This is a genomic window from Angelakisella massiliensis (genome assembly GCF_900104675.1).
GTDB classification, from domain to species: domain Bacteria; phylum Bacillota; class Clostridia; order Oscillospirales; family Ruminococcaceae; genus Angelakisella; species Angelakisella massiliensis.
In genome coordinates, this window is record NZ_LT629944.1 from 448,961 (window position 1) to 467,299 (window position 18,339).

Annotated in this window: 21 protein-coding genes; 10 read left to right on the plus strand and 11 right to left on the minus strand. The window is 57.3% G+C overall.

The window, feature by feature from the left end; genetic code table 11:
* Nucleotides 1-15 precede the first annotated feature (15 nt).
* The 5 genes from BQ5383_RS02625 (at nt 16) to BQ5383_RS02645 (ending at nt 2,598) form a co-directional block, all read left to right on the plus strand.
* The gene (locus BQ5383_RS02625; protein WP_071429908.1) at nt 16-378 is read left to right on the plus strand and encodes an arsenate reductase family protein; all 363 of its coding nucleotides are present in this window, start codon (nt 16-18) and stop codon (nt 376-378) included.
* Nucleotides 375-1,091 (plus strand): MBL fold metallo-hydrolase, encoded by a 717-nt coding sequence (locus BQ5383_RS02630; RefSeq protein WP_071429214.1) that lies wholly within the window; start codon nt 375-377, stop codon nt 1,089-1,091. Before BQ5383_RS02625 ends, BQ5383_RS02630 begins: the two co-directional genes overlap by 4 nt.
* A 4-nt stretch (nt 1,092-1,095) precedes the next feature.
* Entirely contained in the window at nt 1,096-1,329 is a 234-nt protein-coding gene (locus BQ5383_RS02635; protein ID WP_071429215.1) for a DUF1653 domain-containing protein, read from the plus strand.
* 383 nt (nt 1,330-1,712) lie between these two features.
* On the plus strand, nt 1,713-1,997 hold the full coding sequence (locus BQ5383_RS02640) for a LysO family transporter (protein ID WP_071429216.1): 285 nt from the start codon (nt 1,713-1,715) through the stop codon (nt 1,995-1,997).
* Nucleotide 1,998: 1 nt separating this feature from the next.
* Nucleotides 1,999-2,598, plus strand: a complete 600-nt coding sequence (locus BQ5383_RS02645; protein WP_071429217.1) for a LysO family transporter — start codon at nt 1,999-2,001, stop codon at nt 2,596-2,598.
* A gap of 303 nt (nt 2,599-2,901) precedes the next feature.
* Here BQ5383_RS02645 and BQ5383_RS02650 read toward each other — a convergent pair whose 3' ends face one another.
* The 11 genes from BQ5383_RS02650 to BQ5383_RS02700 all read right to left on the minus strand — a co-directional run bounded on the left by BQ5383_RS02650 (nt 2,902) and on the right by BQ5383_RS02700 (nt 12,521).
* Entirely contained in the window at nt 2,902-3,696 is a 795-nt protein-coding gene (locus BQ5383_RS02650; RefSeq protein ID WP_071429218.1) for an acetyl-CoA carboxylase carboxyltransferase subunit alpha, read from the minus strand.
* Nucleotides 3,696-4,580 carry an acetyl-CoA carboxylase, carboxyltransferase subunit beta gene (gene accD, locus BQ5383_RS02655; RefSeq protein WP_071429219.1) on the minus strand — a complete coding sequence of 295 codons (885 nt, stop codon included), beginning with the start codon at nt 4,578-4,580 and terminating at the stop codon, nt 3,696-3,698. The genes BQ5383_RS02650 and accD overlap by 1 nt, the downstream gene beginning before the upstream one ends.
* Nucleotides 4,581-4,685: 105 nt before the next feature.
* Complete coding sequence (gene accC, locus BQ5383_RS02660) at nt 4,686-6,047, minus strand: acetyl-CoA carboxylase biotin carboxylase subunit (protein ID WP_071429220.1); 1,362 nt, start codon at nt 6,045-6,047, stop codon at nt 4,686-4,688.
* Nucleotides 6,048-6,092: 45 nt separating this feature from the next.
* Nucleotides 6,093-6,521: a 3-hydroxyacyl-ACP dehydratase FabZ gene (gene fabZ, locus BQ5383_RS02665; protein WP_071429221.1), complete on the minus strand. Its 429-nt coding sequence runs from the start codon at nt 6,519-6,521 to the stop codon at nt 6,093-6,095.
* 18 nt (nt 6,522-6,539) lie between these two features.
* Nucleotides 6,540-7,004, minus strand: coding sequence for an acetyl-CoA carboxylase biotin carboxyl carrier protein (gene accB / locus BQ5383_RS02670; RefSeq protein WP_071429222.1), 465 nt, complete (start codon nt 7,002-7,004; stop codon nt 6,540-6,542).
* A gap of 20 nt (nt 7,005-7,024) precedes the next feature.
* A complete protein-coding gene (gene fabF / locus BQ5383_RS02675) occupies nt 7,025-8,260 on the minus strand; it encodes a beta-ketoacyl-ACP synthase II (RefSeq protein ID WP_071429223.1) in 1,236 nt (411 codons plus the stop codon).
* 168 nt (nt 8,261-8,428) lie between these two features.
* Nucleotides 8,429-9,169 carry a 3-oxoacyl-[acyl-carrier-protein] reductase gene (fabG, locus tag BQ5383_RS02680; protein ID WP_071429224.1) on the minus strand — a complete coding sequence of 247 codons (741 nt, stop codon included), beginning with the start codon at nt 9,167-9,169 and terminating at the stop codon, nt 8,429-8,431.
* 14 nt (nt 9,170-9,183) lie between these two features.
* A complete protein-coding gene (locus tag BQ5383_RS02685; protein ID WP_071429225.1) occupies nt 9,184-10,098 on the minus strand; it encodes an ACP S-malonyltransferase in 915 nt (304 codons plus the stop codon).
* Nucleotides 10,086-11,033, minus strand: coding sequence for an enoyl-[acyl-carrier-protein] reductase FabK (fabK, locus tag BQ5383_RS02690; RefSeq protein WP_071429226.1), 948 nt, complete (start codon nt 11,031-11,033; stop codon nt 10,086-10,088). The genes BQ5383_RS02685 and fabK overlap by 13 nt, the downstream gene beginning before the upstream one ends.
* Nucleotides 11,034-11,264: 231 nt before the next feature.
* The gene (locus BQ5383_RS02695; RefSeq protein WP_071429227.1) at nt 11,265-11,498 is read right to left on the minus strand and encodes an acyl carrier protein; all 234 of its coding nucleotides are present in this window, start codon (nt 11,496-11,498) and stop codon (nt 11,265-11,267) included.
* A 54-nt stretch (nt 11,499-11,552) separates the two neighbouring features.
* Nucleotides 11,553-12,521 carry a beta-ketoacyl-ACP synthase III gene (locus tag BQ5383_RS02700; protein ID WP_071429228.1) on the minus strand — a complete coding sequence of 323 codons (969 nt, stop codon included), beginning with the start codon at nt 12,519-12,521 and terminating at the stop codon, nt 11,553-11,555.
* A gap of 558 nt (nt 12,522-13,079) precedes the next feature.
* Between BQ5383_RS02700 and BQ5383_RS02705 the strand changes: the two genes are divergently transcribed.
* The 5 genes from BQ5383_RS02705 (at nt 13,080) to BQ5383_RS02725 (ending at nt 17,868) form a co-directional block, all read left to right on the plus strand.
* Entirely contained in the window at nt 13,080-14,483 is a 1,404-nt protein-coding gene (locus BQ5383_RS02705; RefSeq protein ID WP_235821922.1) for an MATE family efflux transporter, read from the plus strand.
* Between the two features lies 1 nt (nt 14,484).
* Nucleotides 14,485-14,949, plus strand: a complete 465-nt coding sequence (locus BQ5383_RS02710) for a MarR family winged helix-turn-helix transcriptional regulator (RefSeq protein ID WP_071429230.1) — start codon at nt 14,485-14,487, stop codon at nt 14,947-14,949.
* 226 nt (nt 14,950-15,175) lie between these two features.
* Nucleotides 15,176-15,508 carry a hypothetical protein gene (locus BQ5383_RS20550; protein ID WP_139193325.1) on the plus strand — a complete coding sequence of 111 codons (333 nt, stop codon included), beginning with the start codon at nt 15,176-15,178 and terminating at the stop codon, nt 15,506-15,508.
* Nucleotides 15,456-16,850: a cysteine--tRNA ligase gene (gene cysS, locus BQ5383_RS02720; RefSeq protein WP_071429910.1), complete on the plus strand. Its 1,395-nt coding sequence runs from the start codon at nt 15,456-15,458 to the stop codon at nt 16,848-16,850. The genes BQ5383_RS20550 and cysS overlap by 53 nt, the downstream gene beginning before the upstream one ends.
* Before the next feature lie 31 nt (nt 16,851-16,881).
* The gene (locus BQ5383_RS02725; RefSeq protein ID WP_071429232.1) at nt 16,882-17,868 is read left to right on the plus strand and encodes a Gfo/Idh/MocA family protein; all 987 of its coding nucleotides are present in this window, start codon (nt 16,882-16,884) and stop codon (nt 17,866-17,868) included.
* Nucleotides 17,869-18,339 lie beyond the last annotated feature (471 nt).

Consider the following 18,339-nt stretch of genomic DNA (forward strand, 5'->3'; position numbering starts at 1 on the left):
GAGGAAATTTTTACTATGGTACTGATTTGGCACCCTAACTGCAGCACCTGCAAAAAAGCAAAACAGTGGCTGGACGCCCGGGGCGTCGCCTGTACCCTGCGGGATATCCGCACCGAGAATCCCACAGTGGAAGAACTGCGGGATTTTTGGAACCGTTCCGGTCTGCCCCTGAAACGGTTTTTTAATACCAGCGGACAGCTGTACCGCTCCATGGAGCTGGGAGCCCGTCTGCCTCAGATGAGCGAGGAGGAACAGCTGGAGCTTCTTTCCACCGATGGAATGCTGGTCCGCCGTCCCCTGCTGGTGGGGGCCCGTGGCGTTTGCGTCGGTTTCCGGGAAGCGGAGTGGCAGTCCCTGCTGGAACAGGAGGCCCCATGACCATCTGGTATTTGCAGCACAGCGGCTTTGCGGTGGACACGGGAAACCATTTGCTGGTGTTTGACTATTACATAGACCTGCCCCGGGGCGGAACTCTGGAGCAAGGGGCGGTGACCCCGGCGCTGCTTCGGGACAAGCCCATGGCGGTGTTTGCTTCCCACAACCATCATGACCATTTTAATCCCATCATTCTGGAGTGGAAACGGCAGTATCCTGATATTTCCCTCTATCTGGGAGACGATATTCCCCCCAGGGAGGAAGCAAAGACCGTTCCGCCGGGATTGACTGTGGAGGAAAACGGGCTGACGATCACCGCCCTGCGCTCCACCGACCAGGGAGTGGCTTTCGTGGTGGAATGTGACGGCAATACCATCTACCATGCCGGGGACCTCAACTGGTGGCACTGGGACGGAGAACCGGAGGAATGGAATGAAGAAATGGGCCGCAGCTACCGCCGCCAGGTAGACTTATTGGCGGGAAGGAAAATTGATCTGGCTTTTCTTCCGGTAGACCCCCGTCTGGGCAGAACGCAGCTGTGGGGGGCGGAATATTTTCTGGAAAAGGTCTCACCGTCCGCCTGGGTTCCCATGCATTTCTGGGAAAAATACGGCATCTTCGCCGCCATGGAGCAGTCTCCCCAATGGCCTCTGCTTTCCCGAGGGCTGGTGAAGCTGGAGCATCGGGGACAAAAAATTGTGCTGGAAGGTGGTTGACACCATGGAATATGACATTCGTCCCGGCCGGTACCGGCATTTCAAGGGCAAGGAATATCAGGTGCTGGGGCTGGCCCGTCACTCTGAAACCGAGGAATGGATGGTAGTCTACCGTCCCTTGTATGGAGAAGGGGGACTGTGGGTTCGTCCAGCCTCCATGTGGGCGGAAACAGTGGAGCGGGACGGCAAGGTCCAGCCCCGTTTTCTGCTGTTGGAAGAGGAAGCGTCTTCCCTGTAAACGCTGCCGGGAAGGATTTTGTTTTTCCCTTTCAATATGGTCCACCGTTTCCTCTGAAAATGGATGGAAGCAGCCGAAACTTTTTTCAGGATATCAAATTACCTGCTCCGTACCCTTTCAAACAGCCTGCGCTCTTTTGCGGGTCATGTCCAAAAGCGCCCTGCGCTTCTCCGGGATATCCGATGATTACCGGTTCGGCGTCCCGGCGAGTTGGAATTAACTCATAAAAAATCAATACAGCTCCCAAACATATTCTCTATCCTCTGCCGTTGGTCTTTGCCTTGACGTTGCCACGGGGATTTGCTACAATAACCCTTGTTTGGAAGTTCGGTCCCTTCCGAAAACTGGAGGGGCCGTATTTTTTTGTCACGGAGGCATAAAAGATGGATGTGATCCTGGTGATGCTGGCAGGAGTGCTCATCGGCGCGAAATGGTTCCCGGAACGGTTTAAAAAACAAAACGAAACCCTCCAGGTGGTGTGTACCGCCCTGCTGATCTTCTCCATGGGAGTGATGCTGGGACAGCGGGAAAACTTTCTTCAGGAGCTGACAGTCATCGGCTGGCAAAGTCTGCTGTTCGCTCTGGTGCCTGCTGCTCTTTCCGGCGTGGTGGTCTTTCTGATGACCCGCCGCTGGAAGCAGGACGAAGAGAAAAAGGAGGAGAACTGATATGGTCTGGATCGCTGTGGCTGCTCTGCTGGGAGGCATCCTGTATGGACTTTCCGGATTGCAGCTGGCTCCTGTGAGCCTGCTGACTCAAAACAGCCAGCTGGTGCTGTACGCGCTGATGTTTCTGGTGGGGATCAGTGTGGGCCTGAACAAGGATGTTCTCCGCAGAATACGCAGTTATCAGCTGCGGGTACTGGTGATCCCTGCGGGAGTAGTGGCAGGCTCTCTGGCCGGCGGCCTTGTTTGCAGCCTGATTACCGGGCTGCCTGTCAATCAGGGAACCGCCATTGCCAGCGGTCTGGGCTGGTACAGTCTTTCCGGCGTCATGCTCACTGAAATGGCCGGAGCTCACCTGGGCAGCATTACCTTTCTAAGCAATCTGCTGCGGGAGATTCTGTCCTTTTTCAGTATTCCCTGGGTATCCCGTCATCTGAATTTTTACACCTGTATCGCTCCCGCCGGAGCCACCAGTGAGGACACCACTCTGCCCATGATGATCCGTTATACCAACGAGGAAACCGTGGTGCTGTCGGTGTTCAACGGTGTTCTTTGCTCCGCCCTGGTGCCCTTTCTCATCCGGGCCTGTTACCGCTTTTTGTAAAAGGGACACAGGGGAAGAAAGATTTGAAAGCCCTTGCCAGAAAGGACTTCTTCCTCCGCCTCCTGAGCACTGGATGCGTGGTGAGTTCATGAAGCCTTCCCCCGCCATTTCATTTGCGCCATTTGGATTTGAGAGAACAAATGGATGGGATGGAGCTTGATTCAAGCCCTGGTATGGATCGCTTTTTCCCCGCTGGCGATTGGTTCCCAGCGGCCTCTGTCTGCTTTTCTCAAAGATATGGAAAGCGTCCCCTGTGAGCTCGGCTGAGCTCACAGGGGACGCTTTTATATCTGCTGCAACCTCTTATTCTGTCCGGCCATACCGGCGGAACCGCTGATATCTCCGTTCCGTCAGCTTTTCCGGGTCCATGGCGCTGTACTTCGCCAGGGCTTTTTCCAGCTTTTCTCCCAAAAGAGCGTAAAGCCGTTCCCGGTTCCGGGGCTCGGTAAAGACCTTGTCGGCAATCTTTTTCTCAAACAGCTGCCGGGCGGTCACCTGGAGACACTCAGCAGCCTCAGGGGCACGGGAGGGGTCCTTCCACAGGATACTGGCGCAGCCTTCCGGAGAGATGACGGAGTAAACGGCATTTTCCAGCATCCACACTTCGTCGGCCACCGCCAGACCCAGAGCGCCGCCGCTGCCGCCTTCTCCAATGAGAATGGAGATAATGGGGGTTTTGAGGGTCATCATTTCCATGAGATTTTCCGCAATAGCCTGACCCTGGCCCCGCTCCTCCGCCTCCAGGCCGCAATAGGCCCCGGCGGTATCCACCAGGCAGATGACAGGGCGATGGAATTTCTCCGCCAGCTTCATCTGCCGCAGGGCCTTCCGATAACCCTCCGGGTGGGCGGAACCAAAGTTGCGGGCGATTTTCTCCTTGGTGTCCCGGCCTTTCTGCTGGGCGATGACTGTCACAGGGCGGTCCCCCAGCCGGGCGATGCCGCAAACCACCGCCGGATCATCTCCGAAGCGCCGGTCCCCGTGGAGCTCCACAAAATCGGTGAAAAGATGCTCAATATAGTCAAGGCCGGTGGGCCGGTCCTTGGCCCGGGCAGCCTGTACCCGGTCGTAAGCTGTAGGCTGTGCCGCTGCCGCCATTACTTTTCCTCCTCCTTTGTGGTGCTGTGGAGCGCCAGCAAACGGGCCAGCAGCTCCTTTTGTTCCTTTCTTGGGGCAACCAGATCCAAAAAGCCCTTTTCCTGGAGGAATTCCGCCCGTTGGAAGCCTTTTGGCAGCTTCTGGCGGATGGTCTGTTCAATGACCCGAGGCCCGGCAAAGCCGATGAGGGCCCCCGGTTCTCCCAGGATGATGTCCGCCTCCATGGCAAAGCTGGCAGTAACGCCCCCGGTAGTGGGGTCGGTAAGGACGGCGATATACAGTCCCCCGGCATCGCTGTGGCGCTTGACGGCGCCGCTGGTCTTTGCCATCTGCATCAGGGAAATGATCCCTTCCTGCATCCGGGCGCCGCCGGAGACAGTATATCCCACCACCGGCAAATGGTATTCCTTTGCGTACTCAAAAAGCAGGGTGATTTTCTCTCCCACCGCGCTGCCCATACTGCCCATCATAAAGAAGGGGTCCATCACAAAAAGACAGGTGAGGTGTCCGCCGATGGTGCAGACGCCGCAAACCACCCCTTCCTCCTCATGGCTCCCCAGGCGGGCAGCCTGGAGCTTCTTTTCATAGCCGGGGAAACTGAGAGGGTCCACACCGGTCACGGCGGGGAACAGCTCCTGGAAGCTTCCCTCATCGGCAATGAGATGAATCCGCTGGCGGGGGCTCATACGGAAGTGATGGCCGCACTTGGGACAAACGTGGAGGTTCTCCGCCAGATCGCTGGAAAACAGCACCTTTTTGCAGCTGGGGCAAGCCACGCACAGGTCATCGGGCACCGAAGGACGCTGTTCTTCCTGAGCGCCGGGACGCTGGTCCCCCTCCTCCAGCTCGTTGCGGGGGCGCATGAAGATATTTTTACTGAGCATCAGGAGCTCTCCTTTCCTGACAACGCCCGGAACAGACCGGCAAGGCAGGAGACAAAGGGGACCGCCCTCTTCTCTTCCTTTCCTGCCGGTTTATTCTCAGAGCCGTCAATGTTCGCCGGATGAACCGGACTGCCATTTGGCTTTGGTCATAAAGTTGGTGCGGTAGCTGCCGTCCCGGAACTCGGGATCGCAGAGAATATCCATTTGCAAAGCGCTGTTGTGGGTGACCCCCTGAATCACCAGATCACCCAATGCCACCTGCATCTTGCGGATGGCCTCCTCCCGGTCCTTGCCATGAACGATGAGCTTGCCCATCATGGAATCATAGAAGGGCGGGATGGCGTAGCCCTGATAGAGAGCGGTATCGAACCGCACCCCAGGTCCGCCGGGGAAGGTGAGGAAGGAAACGGTGCCGCAGCAGGGCCGGAAGCCGTGAGCCGGGTCCTCGGCGTTGATACGGCATTCAATGGTATGGCCCTGGAGCTGAATGTCCTCCTGGGTAAAGCCCAGAGGCATCCCAGCCGCCACCCGGATCTGCCATTTCACCAGATCCACCCCTGTCTCCATCTCGGTGACAGGATGTTCCACCTGGAGACGGGTGTTCATCTCCATAAAGTAGAAGTTGCCCTCTTTATCATAGAGGAACTCAATGGTGCCGGCGTTCTCGTAGCCCACCGCTTTGGCAGCGGCGGTGGAGACCCGGATCATTTCCGCCCGCTGCTCGGGGGTAATGACCGGGGAAGGGCTTTCCTCCAGCAGTTTCTGATTTTTCCGCTGCATGGAGCATTCCCGTTCTCCCAGACAAACCACATTTCCCTGCTGGTCGGCGATCAGCTGCATCTCAATATGCTTGACCGGAGAGAGGAACCGCTCCAGATACACCGCTCCATCTCCGAAAGCACTGGCCGCCTCGCTGGAAGCGGTCTGCCAGGCGTTGTCAAACTCCCCCATGGAGTTGACCAGACGGATGCCTCGTCCGCCGCCTCCGGAGCGGGCTTTGATCAGCAGGGGGAAACCCAGCTTTTCCGCTTCCGCCCGGGCTTTTTCCAGCGTCTCCACCACATCGCAGCCGGGAATGACCGGCACTCCCGCGGCAATCATGGTGCGGCGTGCTTCATCCTTATCTCCCATGCGGCGCATCACCTCAGCGGAAGGGCCGATAAAGGCGATGCCGCACTGGGCGCACAGTTGGGCAAACCGGGGGTTTTCCGACAGAAGGCCATAACCGGGGTGAATGGCCTGAGCGCCGCTGACAATGGCGGCGGAAAGGATGGCGGAAAGGTTCAGGTAGCTCTCCCCTACCGTGGGGCCGCCGATGCAGTAGCTCTCATCGGCCATGGAAACATGGAGGGCATCCCGGTCAGCGGTGGAAAAAACCGCCACAGTGGAGATGCCCATCTCCTTACAGGCGCGGATGATCCGCACCGCGATCTCGCCGCGGTTGGCGATGAGCAATTTGGAAAACATGGGAATCCCTCCTCCGTTGTGTCGTCTAAAGGGCCTGAAAGGCTTTTATTTCTGCTCCTCCGGCACCAGAGCGAAGGAAAAGTCCGCGCTGACGCAAAGGGTGTCTCCCACATAGCCTTTGGCGGAGGCAAAATGGAAAGCCCCCCGGCTGCGGGTGACGGTGCATTCGGTCCGCAAGGTATCTCCGGGGCGGACGGGATGACGGAATTTTACCTTATCCAGGCTGGTGAAATAGGGGGTAGCGGTCCCCGAGATCTTTCCTGCCAGCAGTACGCAGCAGGACTGAGCCATCATCTCGCACAGCACCACACCGGGGACCACAGGATTACCGGGAAAATGTCCCTGGAGGAACCATTCATCCCCCCGGACATGATAGCGGCCAACGGCGGTGTTCTCTCCGGTGACCTCCGCTTCCTCCACCAGCAGCATCGGCTCCCGGTGGGGAAGGATGCCCTTGATTTCTTCTTTATTCATCTCTGGCTCCTTCTTTCCTCACTGGATGCGGAAGAGTGGCTGGTCGTATTCCACAACCGCGCCGTTCTCCACACAGACCTCGGTGATCTCTCCGTCCTGCTCGGCGGTGATCTCGTTCATCAGCTTCATGGCCTCAATGATGCACAGCACATCTCCCTTATGCACCCGGTCCCCCACCGAAACAAAGGGGGCGGCACCGGGGGTGGGAGCGGCATAGAACATTCCCACCATGGGGGAGCGCACTTCCTTACCAGCGGCAGCGGGAGCTTCCGGCTGAGAAGCGGGGGCAGCAGGAGCTGCCGGTGCCGGAGCGGCGGGCGCGGGAGCGGAAAACACCGGCGCGGGGGCGGGAGCCTCCATCAGCCGGGGGGCGCAGGGGCCCTTCTCCAGGCGGATTTTCTCTGTGCCTTCGGTGATCTCCAAAACGCTGAGGGTGGAGCCCTCCAGCACCTGTACCAGTTCTCTGACAGTGTTCAGATCCATCAGTGGTTCGCTCCTTTCCCTTATTCCTCAAACTTCCGCAGAGCCAGGCAGGCATTGTGGCCGCCGAAGCCCAGGGAGGTGGACAGCGCCGCGGTAACAGGCCGCCGCACCGCCTCATTGGGTGTGATATCCAGGTCACACTCCGGGTCCTTCTCCCGATAGCCGATGGTGGGAGGAATGATTCCCTCCCGCAGGGCCAGGACGCAGGCAATGGCCTCGATGGCCCCGGCGGCTCCCAGCATGTGGCCGGTCATGGACTTGGTGGAGCTGACCGAAGCCTTGTAGGCCCAATCCTCTCCCAAAGCCGATTTGATGGCCAGGGTCTCAGTGCGGTCATTGGGGGGAGTGGAAGTGCCGTGGGCATTGATGTACAGCTCCTCGCTGCCGTCGAAGCCCGCTTCGGCTACAGCCTGACGGATGGCGTTGGCTGCTCCCAGGGCATCGGGACGGGGGGAGGTGATGTGATAAGCGTCGCAGGTGTTGCCGTAGCCGCAGATCTCTCCCAGGATCTCAGCTCCTCTGGCCTTGGCGTGCTCATACTCCTCCAGCACCAGCACACCGGCGCCCTCGCCCATGACAAAGCCGCTGCGGCGAGCGTCAAAGGGGATGGAAGCCTGGGTGGGGTCCTCGGCGGTGGTGAGGGCCTGCATATTGGCAAAGCCGGACATAGCCATGGGGGCCAGGGAGGCTTCGGAGCCGCCGGCGATGATGGCGTCTGCATAGCCGTGTGCGATGGCCCGGAAGGCCTCACCGATGGTGTGGCTGGAGGTGGCGCAGGCGGTCACCACAGGCAGGGTGGGACCCATGGCCTGGAAGCGCATGGCCACTTTACCCGCTGCCATATTGGAGATGATCATGGGGATAAAGAAGGGAGAGACACGGCCTACGCCTTTTTCATGGACCTTGTCGCACTCCGCCACAAAGGTGAGGATGCCGCCGATGCCGGAGCCAATGTACACGCCCAAACGCTCGGGGGCGATTTTTCCTTCCAGACCGCTCTGGGCCATAGCCTGGGTGGCGGCACCCATGGCGTACTGCACATACAGGTCGGTCTTGCGGATATCCGCCTTTTCCATGCAGGTCAGGGGATCGAAATCCCGCACCTCGGCAGCCAGATGTACCTTGAGGGCGGAGGTGTCGAACCGGGTGACCTTGTCAATGGCACAGCGGCCTTCCGTCATGCCGTTCCACATCTTTTCCACGGTGGAACCCAGGGGGGAAACCGCCCCCAAACCGGTAATTACGACTCGTCTCATGCTGTTGACGCTCCTGTTCTTCGGGAAGTCACCCGATTAATAATCATGGGAGAAAATAAAGAATTTACCATTTCAAGGAGAGCCGCGCCTGAAAAGACGCCTGGCCCAGGTCCTTCACCAGCTGGTAAAGGAAGGCATCCTGCTCTCTTTTTTCTCATTTACAGCGTGTTACATGGCCATGCCGCCGTCTACCCGGATCACCTCGCCGGTGATATAACCGGCAGCAGGGGAAGCCAGGAAAGCGGCCAAAGCCGCCACATCGGCGGGGGCGCCCATCCGCTTCATGGGGATCTGTCCGGCGATGCCCTCCCGCACCTTGTCGGAGAGAGCGCCGGTCATGTCGGTTTCAATAAAGCCGGGGGCAATGGCGTTGCAGGTGACCCCACGGGCCGCCAGCTCCCGGGCCACCGACTTGGTAAAGCCGATGAGGCCCGCCTTGGCGGCGGCATAGTTGGCCTGACCGGCGTTACCCATAAGGCCCACCACCGAGGAAATGTTGATGATCCGGGCCCCGGAACGCTTCATCAGGTGACGGTACAGGCTCTTGGTCAGGTTGAAGGCTCCCTTGAGGTTGACGCTGAGGACCCGGTCAAAGTCCTCCTCCTTCATGGACAGCAGCAGGCCGTCCCGGACGATACCAGCGTTGTTGACCAGGATATCCACCCCGCCCATCTCGCTGATGACGGTGTCGGTCAAGGTCTTGGCGGCGTCAAAATCCGCCACATCACACTTATAAATGCAGCACCGGCGGCCCATGGCCTCAATCTCCTGCTGCACCTGCTGGGCGGCGGCGTCGCTGGCGTTATAGACAATGGCTACATCCGCTCCCTGGCGGGCCATAGTCAGTGCGATCTCTCTGCCCAGTCCCCGGGAACCTCCGGTGACCAGGGCGATTTTTCCGCTTAACATCGTATTTTTCCTCCTCAGCCTTTCAGCAGCGCCAGAGCCGCGTCCAGGGTCTCGCTGTTTTCCACCCGGCAGACGGTAACGCCGGAAAGGGTCTTTTTCACCAGACCCTCCAGGGTCTTGCCAACGCCCACCTCAATAAAGGTGTCGCAGCCTGCTTCCGCCAGGTTTTCCAGGGTCTTCTGCCACTGAACGGGGCAGCGGACCTGAGCGGCCAGCAGTTCAGCGCCCCGGCTGCCGTAAGGCTGGGCGTTGAGGTTGGCATAAACGGGAATCTCCGGCAGAGAGATGGGATGCTCCTCCAGATACCGCTCCAGGCCCTTTGCCGCGGAGTCCATCATGGGGCTGTGGAAAGCGCCGCTGACCGCCAAAGGCATCACCCGGCCCTTTAAGGGAGCGGCCTGTTTGGCCAGCTCATCCAGCCCTTCCCGGCTGCCGGCCACCACCAGCTGTCCGGGGCAGTTATAGTTGACAGGATACAGCCCGCCGATCCCGGCGCAAAGCTGTTCCACCTGCTCATTGGAAAGGCGCAGCACCGCGGCCATGGCGCCAGGGTTCTCCTGGGCTGCCTGCTGCATCAGCTCCGCCCGGCGGCAAACCAGACGGAAGCCCTCCTCCCGGGAAAAGGCTCCCGCAAAGGTGAGGGCCGCCACCTCTCCCAGGGAGAAGCCGGCGCAGAAGTCGGGACGGATACCCGCTTCCACCAAAGCGTCCGCCGCCGCCAGATCAGCGCAGAAAACGGCAGGCTGGGTGTTGATGGTGACATTCAGCTCCTCCTGGGTCCCTTCAAAGCAAAGGGCGGAGGTGCCGGGGCGGATACTGTCCGCCAGGGCGAACACCTGGGCGGCAGCGGGAGAACGCTCTGCCAGCTGACGGCCCAATCCGGGGACCTGAGCCCCCTGACCGGAAAAAAGGAAGCTTATCTTACCCATTTGCAGGCTCCTTTCAGGATCTCCTCCGCCTGGGTGCAGACGTCGGTGATGATTTCAGCAGCAGGCTGCTCCTTTGTGACCATGGAAGCGATCTGTCCGGCCAGGAAGCATCCCGCCTTCTCGTCTCCCTCCACAGCAGCTTTCCGCAGAGCACCCGCTCCGAGGCCCTCCAGCTCTTCGTTGGAGACATTGGGATCGTATTCCTTCTTCATATACTCCCGGGTGAAGGGGGTTTTCAGAGAACGGACGGGATGTCCCAGACGGCGGCCGGTGGAAGCGGTGTCGATATCCCCTGCCTCCAGGATCTTCTTCTTGTAGTTGGGATGGACATTGCACTCATGGGCTACCAGGAACCGGGTCCCCATCTGGACGCCCACAGCGCCCAGCATGATAGCGGCAGCAAAGCCGCGGCCATCAGCGATACCACCGGCAGCGATGACAGGGATATCCACCGCATCGCACACCTGAGGCACCAGCGCCATGGTGGTCAGCTCGCCGATATGTCCGCCGGACTCGCCGCCTTCGGCAATGACCGCCGCTGCGCCTGCCCGAGCCACCCGCTTTGCGATACCGGTGGAGGGGATGACAGGGATCACTTTGATGCCGGCTTCCAGCCAGGCGGGCATATATTTGGCGGGATTACCGGCGCCGGTGGTGACCACCGGAACACCCTCCTCCACCACTACCTTGGCCACTTCGTCAGCGAAAGGGCTCATGAGCATGATATTGACGCCGAAGGGCTTGTCGGTCAGCTTTTTTGCCTCACGGATCTGACCCCGAAGCCATTCACCGTTGGCGTTCATGGCGGAAATGATGCCCAAGCCACCGCCATTGGAGACAGCCGCCGCCAGAGACGCGTCGGCGATCCAGGCCATACCGCCCTGGAAAACCGGATACTCGATACCCAAAAGATCACAGATAGGTGTTTTAATCATAACGACAGATGCTCCTTTTTCTGCGGGCTCCAACGGCCCGTCAAACAATTTGAAATATAGTTTTGCTCCGGTTTTCAGACCGTGTGACGTCAAAATGGTTCCACGGTTTTTCTATGTATCCCTCTGCACAGCAAGCCGGTCCTCTGCGAAACCGGCCTCAACTCCCAGAGAGTCTTTTTCCCGGACAAAATTCAAGCAGCCTTGCCAGTACGGATGCCGCTTTTTATAAAATCAGGCGTTTTTCTCCAGCTGGTCGTCGATGAAAGTTACCAACTGCTCCACGTTTTCCAGCTTCTCGTCCGGCTCAATGGTGATGCCGAACTCATCCTCCAGACCCATGAGGATCTCGGTCATATCCAGAGAATCCAGCGCCAGGTCCTCAAAAGTGGTGCTCAGGGTAATCTCTTCCGGGTCCATTTCGCGGTAATCGCTGATGACTTTCACAATGCTTTCAAATGTAGACATGATAATTCCTCCCTTTTTCTGTTCACAACTGAAATTGCCTCGAGGGGCTGTTTTTTACTTTTTTTCCTTTGCCCACCGCAGAATACAGGCTCCGGTGGTCAGTCCGCCTCCAAAAGCGGTGAGGGCCAGCAGGTCTCCTTTTTTCAGGCGTCCCTGGCGGCTCAGCTGATCCAGCAGGATGGGCAGGCTGGCCGCTGAAGTATTGCCGCACTGATCAATGTTGCTGGCGATTTTCTCTGCGGGCATCCCCAGCTTTTTCCGGGCCGCCTCCAAAATGCGCATATTGGCCTGATGAGGCACTACCAGAGCGATATCCTCCAGGGAAATCCCCGCTTCCTCTGCCACCTTTTCCACACCCTTGCTCATGGCGGACACGGCGAACTTGTATACCTCCTGGCCATTCATCATCAGGCTTGCAGGGCCCCGGTCATAGCCGGAATAGGGGCAGTTGCCGTTGACATGGGGAATACAGAGAGCATCATTGTTGCCGGCAGCGGACAGATGGATGGACAGCAGATCCTCTCCCGGCTCCAGTACCGCCGCCGCGGCCCCGTCTCCAAAAAGGACGCAGGTGCTGCGGTCGGTCCAATCCATCAGCCGGGTCATGGCCTCGGCACAGATGACCAGCACCTTCTTCACCCGTCCCCGGGCAAAGTATCCTGCCGCCGCATCCAATGCATACAGGAAACCGGAGCAGGCGGCGTTGAGATCATAAGCGGGGCAATGAGCTCCCAGCTCCTTTTGCACCATGCATCCCAGCGAGGGGGTAATATACTCTCCTGCCAAAGTGGCGCAGAGGATCAGATCCACCTGTTCCGGTGTGCTGCCGCTGTCCTCCAGAGCGGCACGGGCGGCAGCCACCGCCATATCCGTCACTGTTTCCTGGGCGGCCACATGACGGGCACGGATACCGGTGCGGGTGGAAATCCACTCGTCGCTGGTGTCCAAAAAAGCAGTAAGATCATCATTGGTAACCACCTTCCCAGGCAGATAGCTGCCGGTACCTGTGATGGTAAAGCTCATGGAACAGACTCCTCTCTCCGGCCCCACTTCGCAAAGGCCGTGCCAGATTCAACCATTGATTTGACTGGAACAGTATATTACTTTGAACTCCAAAGTGTCAAGGGTTTTGACCCCCGAATTTGTAAAAAAATTGTAACAGGCGTTACACACCGTTAAAAGTCCCAAAAACATTTCTGAAACTCACAGGAAGCTGTTAAGAACGTCAAAACCAGCTTGTCCCCTTTGTAAAGGTTGCCGGACCTGTCTGTCTTAATCATTGAATGATTTTACCAATAAACACGGGCATAATCTGTCATGGTCGGTCGGATTCCCGGAAAAAAAACGGTGGGCATACAATCTGGATAAAGCCGGGGAATACCAAAAGCAGTGGCGGAACTGGAGCGGTTTTACCGGTACTCCCCTCTTCGCCCCAACGGCAGCGCCCTGCCGACAGACAAATCACCATCCACCTATATAGTTGTGTTGACAACTATACCGCTTCACCGATATAATGGTAAAGGACGATTTTTTCCCCCATCTCCACGGGAATCGTAATTTGCACAGAAAGGGATGTTCAGATTGAGCGAGCGTTCTCAAACTTCCGATGAACTTCAGGAACGGAAATTCCGGCAAATGGTGGAAACTCCCATCCCCAAGCTGATCGTTACCTTATCCATCCCCACCATCATCAGTATGCTGGTCAGCTCCATTTACAATATGGCCGACACTTTCTTTGTAGGCCGTTTGGGCACCAGCGCCACTGGGGCTGTGGGCGTGGTTTTTTCCCTGATGGCTCTCATCCAGGCAATCGGCTTTACCCTGGGCATGGGGTCCGGCAATTACATTTCCCGGCTGCTGGGACAGAAAAACCGGGAGAAAGCGGAAGTGGTCGCCGCCACCGGTTTTTTCACCGCACTGGCTTTGGGCGCACTATTAGGCGCCCTGGGTCTTATTTTTCTGGAACCGCTGGTGCGGATACTGGGCGCTACTGATACCATCCTGCCATACGCCAAGGACTACGCCTCCTATATCCTCATCGGTTTTCCCTACATGGCCGCATCCTTTGTGCTCAATAACATCCTTCGTTATCAGGGCAACGCCATGATGGCCATGACCGGTATCGCCACCGGCGGCATCCTCAATATCGTGCTGGACCCCATCTTTATTTTTGTGCTGGATATGGGCACCGGCGGCGCGGCGCTGGCTACTATTCTCAGCCAGCTGGTCAGCTTCTGCATCCTGCTGTATCATTCTTTGGGACGAAACGGCAATCTGGGCATCCATATCAGTAAATTCACCTTCAGCTGGGCGGTCCATCGGGAGATCATCCGGGTGGGAATGCCCTCCTTCTACCGCCAGGGACTGGCCAGCCTGTCCACCATCTGTCTGAATCTCAGCGCGGGCCCATTTGGCGACGCTGCCATTGCTGCTATGTCTGTGGTAAGCAAGGTGTTCATGTTTGCTCTTTCCGCCCTGCTGGGCTTTGGTCAGGGCTTCCAGCCGGTATGCGGCTTCAACTACGGCGCTTCCCGTTATGACCGGGTACGGGAAGCCTTCTGGTTCTGCGTCCGTACCGCTTTTCTGGTTCTGGTTCTGCTGGGAACATTGGGCTTTATCTTTGCCCCCCAGATCGTGGAACTGTTCCGGAAAGGCGATCCCGAGGTCATCCGCATCGGCTCCATGGGGCTTCGGTTCCAGGCGGTGGTATTCCCTCTCTGCGGTATCACCACCATGGTCAATATGCTCACCCAGTCGGTAGGTGCCAGCGGTCGGGCTTCCATTCTGGCCATGTCCCGCCAGGGTATCTTCTTTATCCCCCTGGTCATCATTCTGCCCAGGCTGTTTGATGTCACCGGTGTGGCAATCAGCCAGCCTTTATCGGATCTGTGCACGTTTCTGCTGGCCGTTCCTTTGGGGATGCTGACCCTGCGGGAACTGACACAAAAAGAACAGCTGCAAAAGCAGAACAAAGAAGGAGTATAATATGCCTCAGCAGAAAGCCAATCGCTTTATTTCCATTCTTTACCGATACAGCCAGCGGTACTTTACACAACAGCTGCGGCGCATTGATTGTCCCATCGAGGTGGGAGAGATGTCCTGTTTTCTCCAGGCCTGCCGGCATCCCGGCATCAGTCAGGACGGCATCGCCGCCAATCTTTATATGGATAAAGCCACTGTGGCCCGTACGCTCCAGCGGCTGGAGCACAGCGGATATATTCGCCGTGAGCCCTGCGAGACCGACCGGCGGATGAATCTGATCTATGCCACTGACCAGGCGGAGCCTATTTTCCGTCAACTGCAGGAGCTTATTGAGCAATATCACCAGATGCTTTACGCCGGTATGACCGAAGAAGAGATTCAGGTGGCGGTACAGATGCTCATCCGGATGAAGGAGAATGTTTCCCGCACCCTCCGCTGCCGCCAGGAGGAGGACCAGGAAGAAAGATAATGCCTGAGGGCTTGCTTTTCCAGGGGATTTGTGGTAGAGTAAAGGCCACAAGCATAAACGCCGTGACACAGGAAGAAGTACCCTTTTCCGCGGCCTGTTCAGAGAGGAGCGTCTCCGGCTGCAAGCGCTCCCAAAAGCGGGAAAAGGCGAATGCACCTGTCAGCGCCGGGAGGAAATTCCCTGGCGGGTGGCTCCCGTTACCGGGCCGGACCGTTGCAGACGGTCTTTGAGTGAAAAAACGAAGTGGAACCGCGGTCATGCCGCCTTCGCTGTCCTTTGGGATGGGAAGGCGGCTTTTTTTATCCCACAGCAGCGCAAAAGCTCCGGAAAACAGAGGGTATCTCTGGAAGCCGGACAGGAGCATCCGCAAAAGCGGCCATTCTTTTCACTGCTTGATGGATTTGTTTTGCCTCAAAATTCCTTTTTGGGGCAAGATGATCTCTGTTGGAAAAAAGGTTCTATTCTTTTACCTGTCAACATATCACAGAAAAATGGAGGAGATATCGATGAAAGTATTCAACACCCTGTCCCGGCAGAAGGAAGAATTTATCCCTCATGAGGAGGGAAAGGTGAAGATGTACGCCTGCGGTCCCACCGTGTACAACTTTATCCATATCGGAAACGCCCGTCCCCTCTGCGTCTTTGACGTGCTGCGCCGCTACCTGGAGTTCCGGGGCTATCAGGTGCGTTTTGTTCAGAACTTCACTGACATTGATGACAAAATCATCAACAAGGCCAACGAGGAAGGCACCGATTATAAGACTGTCTCCGAGCGGTATATCGAAGAGTACTGGACCGATGTCAAAGGATTGGGCGTGCGTCCCGCCACTGTCCATCCCAAGGCCACTGAAACCATTCCGGAGATCATTGCCATCGTTCAGGAGATCATTGACAACGGCTATGGCTATGTGGTAGACGGCAGCGTTTACTTCCGCTCCAGAAAGTTTAAAGATTACGGAAAGCTGTCCCATCAGCCCCTGGAGGAGCTGGACGCCGGCAACCGCATCGAGGTCACCGACGGCAAGGAGGATGGACTGGACTTCGTGCTGTGGAAGGCCGCCAAGCCCGGAGAACCCAGCTGGGAATCTCCCTGGGGCCAGGGACGTCCCGGCTGGCACATTGAGTGCACCGCGATGATCCGCAAGCACCTCCAGGACCCCATCGATATCCATTGCGGCGGCCAGGATCTGATCTTCCCCCATCATGAGAATGAAATCGCCCAGGCGGAGTGCTGCTGCGGACATAGCGAATACTCCCGCTACTGGATGCACAACGGCTTCATCAACGTGGACAGCCGGAAGATGAGCAAATCCCTGGGCAACTTCTTCACCGTCCGGGAAGTGGCCAATAAATACGGGTATGAGCCGATCAAGTTCATGATGATCCAGGCCCATTACCGCAGCCCCATCAACTATACCCTGGAAGTGATCGAGCAGTGCCAGGCTGGTCTGGAACGGCTGTATACCTGCCGGAACAACCTGGACTTCGCTCTGAAAAACGCCGTGGAAGGCGAGCTGGACAAAGACTTTGCCGCCCAGGTGGACAGCCGCCGGGAGCAGTTCATCACCGCCATGGACGATGACCTGAACACCGCCGACGGCCTTTCCGCTGTCTTTGAGCTGGCCCGGGACATCAACAGCTACACCGCCCAGCCCAGAACCAAGGCTTCTCTGGAATATGCCGCCCAAGTCTTTGACCAGCTGACCGATGTGCTGGGCATCCTCTATAACCGCAAGGAAGAGAACCTGGACCAGGAGATCGAAGATCTCATCGCTCAGCGTCAGGCGGCCCGGAAGGCCCGTGACTTCGCCACCGCTGACAAGATCCGTGACGATCTGAAAGCCCGGGGCATCATCCTGGAGGACACTCCTCAAGGCGTCAAATGGAGCCGCCAGAAATAAACCGCTTGCAGAGATAAAGGGGGATGTTCAAATGCGTTTGGCAACAGTAGGTACCAGTTGGATCACCAGGGATCTGATCGCCGCCGCCCGGCAGCAGGGCCGGCTGGAGCCCTGGGCTGTATGTTCCAGAACAATGGAACGGGGGCGGGCTTTCGGGGCGGAGAACGGTATCCAGCGGGTCTTCGACAGCTATGAAGCCCTTTTGGCCGACCCCCAGGTGGATGTGGTTTATCTGGGCACGCCCAACTCCCTTCACTTTTCTCAGATGAAGGCGGCTCTCCTGGCTGGAAAAGCTGTCATCTGTGAAAAGCCCTTTGTCTCCAATATGGAGGAATTTCATCAAATCAAAGCGCTGGTGGAAGAGCAGGGCAGCATGGTCTTTGAGGCCATTACCACCTGCTATGTGCCCAATTTCCACCGGCTGCGGGATGCTTTGAATCAAATTGGTCCCGTTCATGCCGCCCGTCTGGAATTCACCCAAAAATCCCAGCGCTTTGACGCTTTGAAGAACGGCAGCCGAATCACCGCTTTTGACCGGAACTATTCCGGCGGCGCCCTGTATGATATCGGCGTGTATGCGGTCCATTTGGCGGCGGGATTGTTCGGTAAGCCGGAAAAAGTCTTTTGCATCAGCAACTGGCAGCAGCAGGATATTGATACTTCCGATGCCCTGCTGCTGGGCTATCCGGAAATGGTCTGCTCTGTCCTTTGTTCCAAGGACAGCCACTCCGACCAGCGCAGCGTCATTCAGGGAGAAAACGGTTATCTGCTGATTCAGGGATCTCCCGCCTATTGCGATGACATCCAACTGTGTCTGGCGGGACAGGAACCGGTAACCATTTCTCAGCCTCGCCAGTGGCAGCGGATGACCTACGAGCTGGATCATTTTGTTTCCGCTTTTGAACGGCATGACCTGGATGCGGTTCGCCGAGGGCTGGAGCAAAGTGAGCGAGTGATGGATATCCTCTGCCGTGCCCGGATGCACTGCGGCCTGCGTTTCGCTGCAGATGAACAATAAGCTCCCATTTCAGCGCAATAAAAAGAGCGCCTCCACCGGCAGTTTTGCTGATGGAGGCGCTTGTTATATTTGGTGATTCCGGGAAACGCTGTTGGGGCAAGATAAATCTTTCTGCTATAACTGTATCCACCCAAGTAAAAATCAAGGTACCCTTCACTGGTCTCTGGAAACGCCGGGTCCAATCCTCTTGATTCTGCATCCTGGCGGACACAAGGCCAGGTACAAGGGCAAACCATATGTTGTGCGTTTTATAATTTTAAATTTTCCTGGGAATCAGGTTTTTCTGTAATTTGAAGAGGTGGCACATGAAGTGCCGCCGCTCAGACTATAGAAAAACCTAATTCCAAGAAAAGACAAAATTCAAAATTATAAAAATCAGGACATGTGCCTGATTTTTATACCACGACCCGCGCCCACTGGGGCGCGAAACCGGGGGTATCGAAGCTGGTTTCATCAGGAACCAGCTTCGTA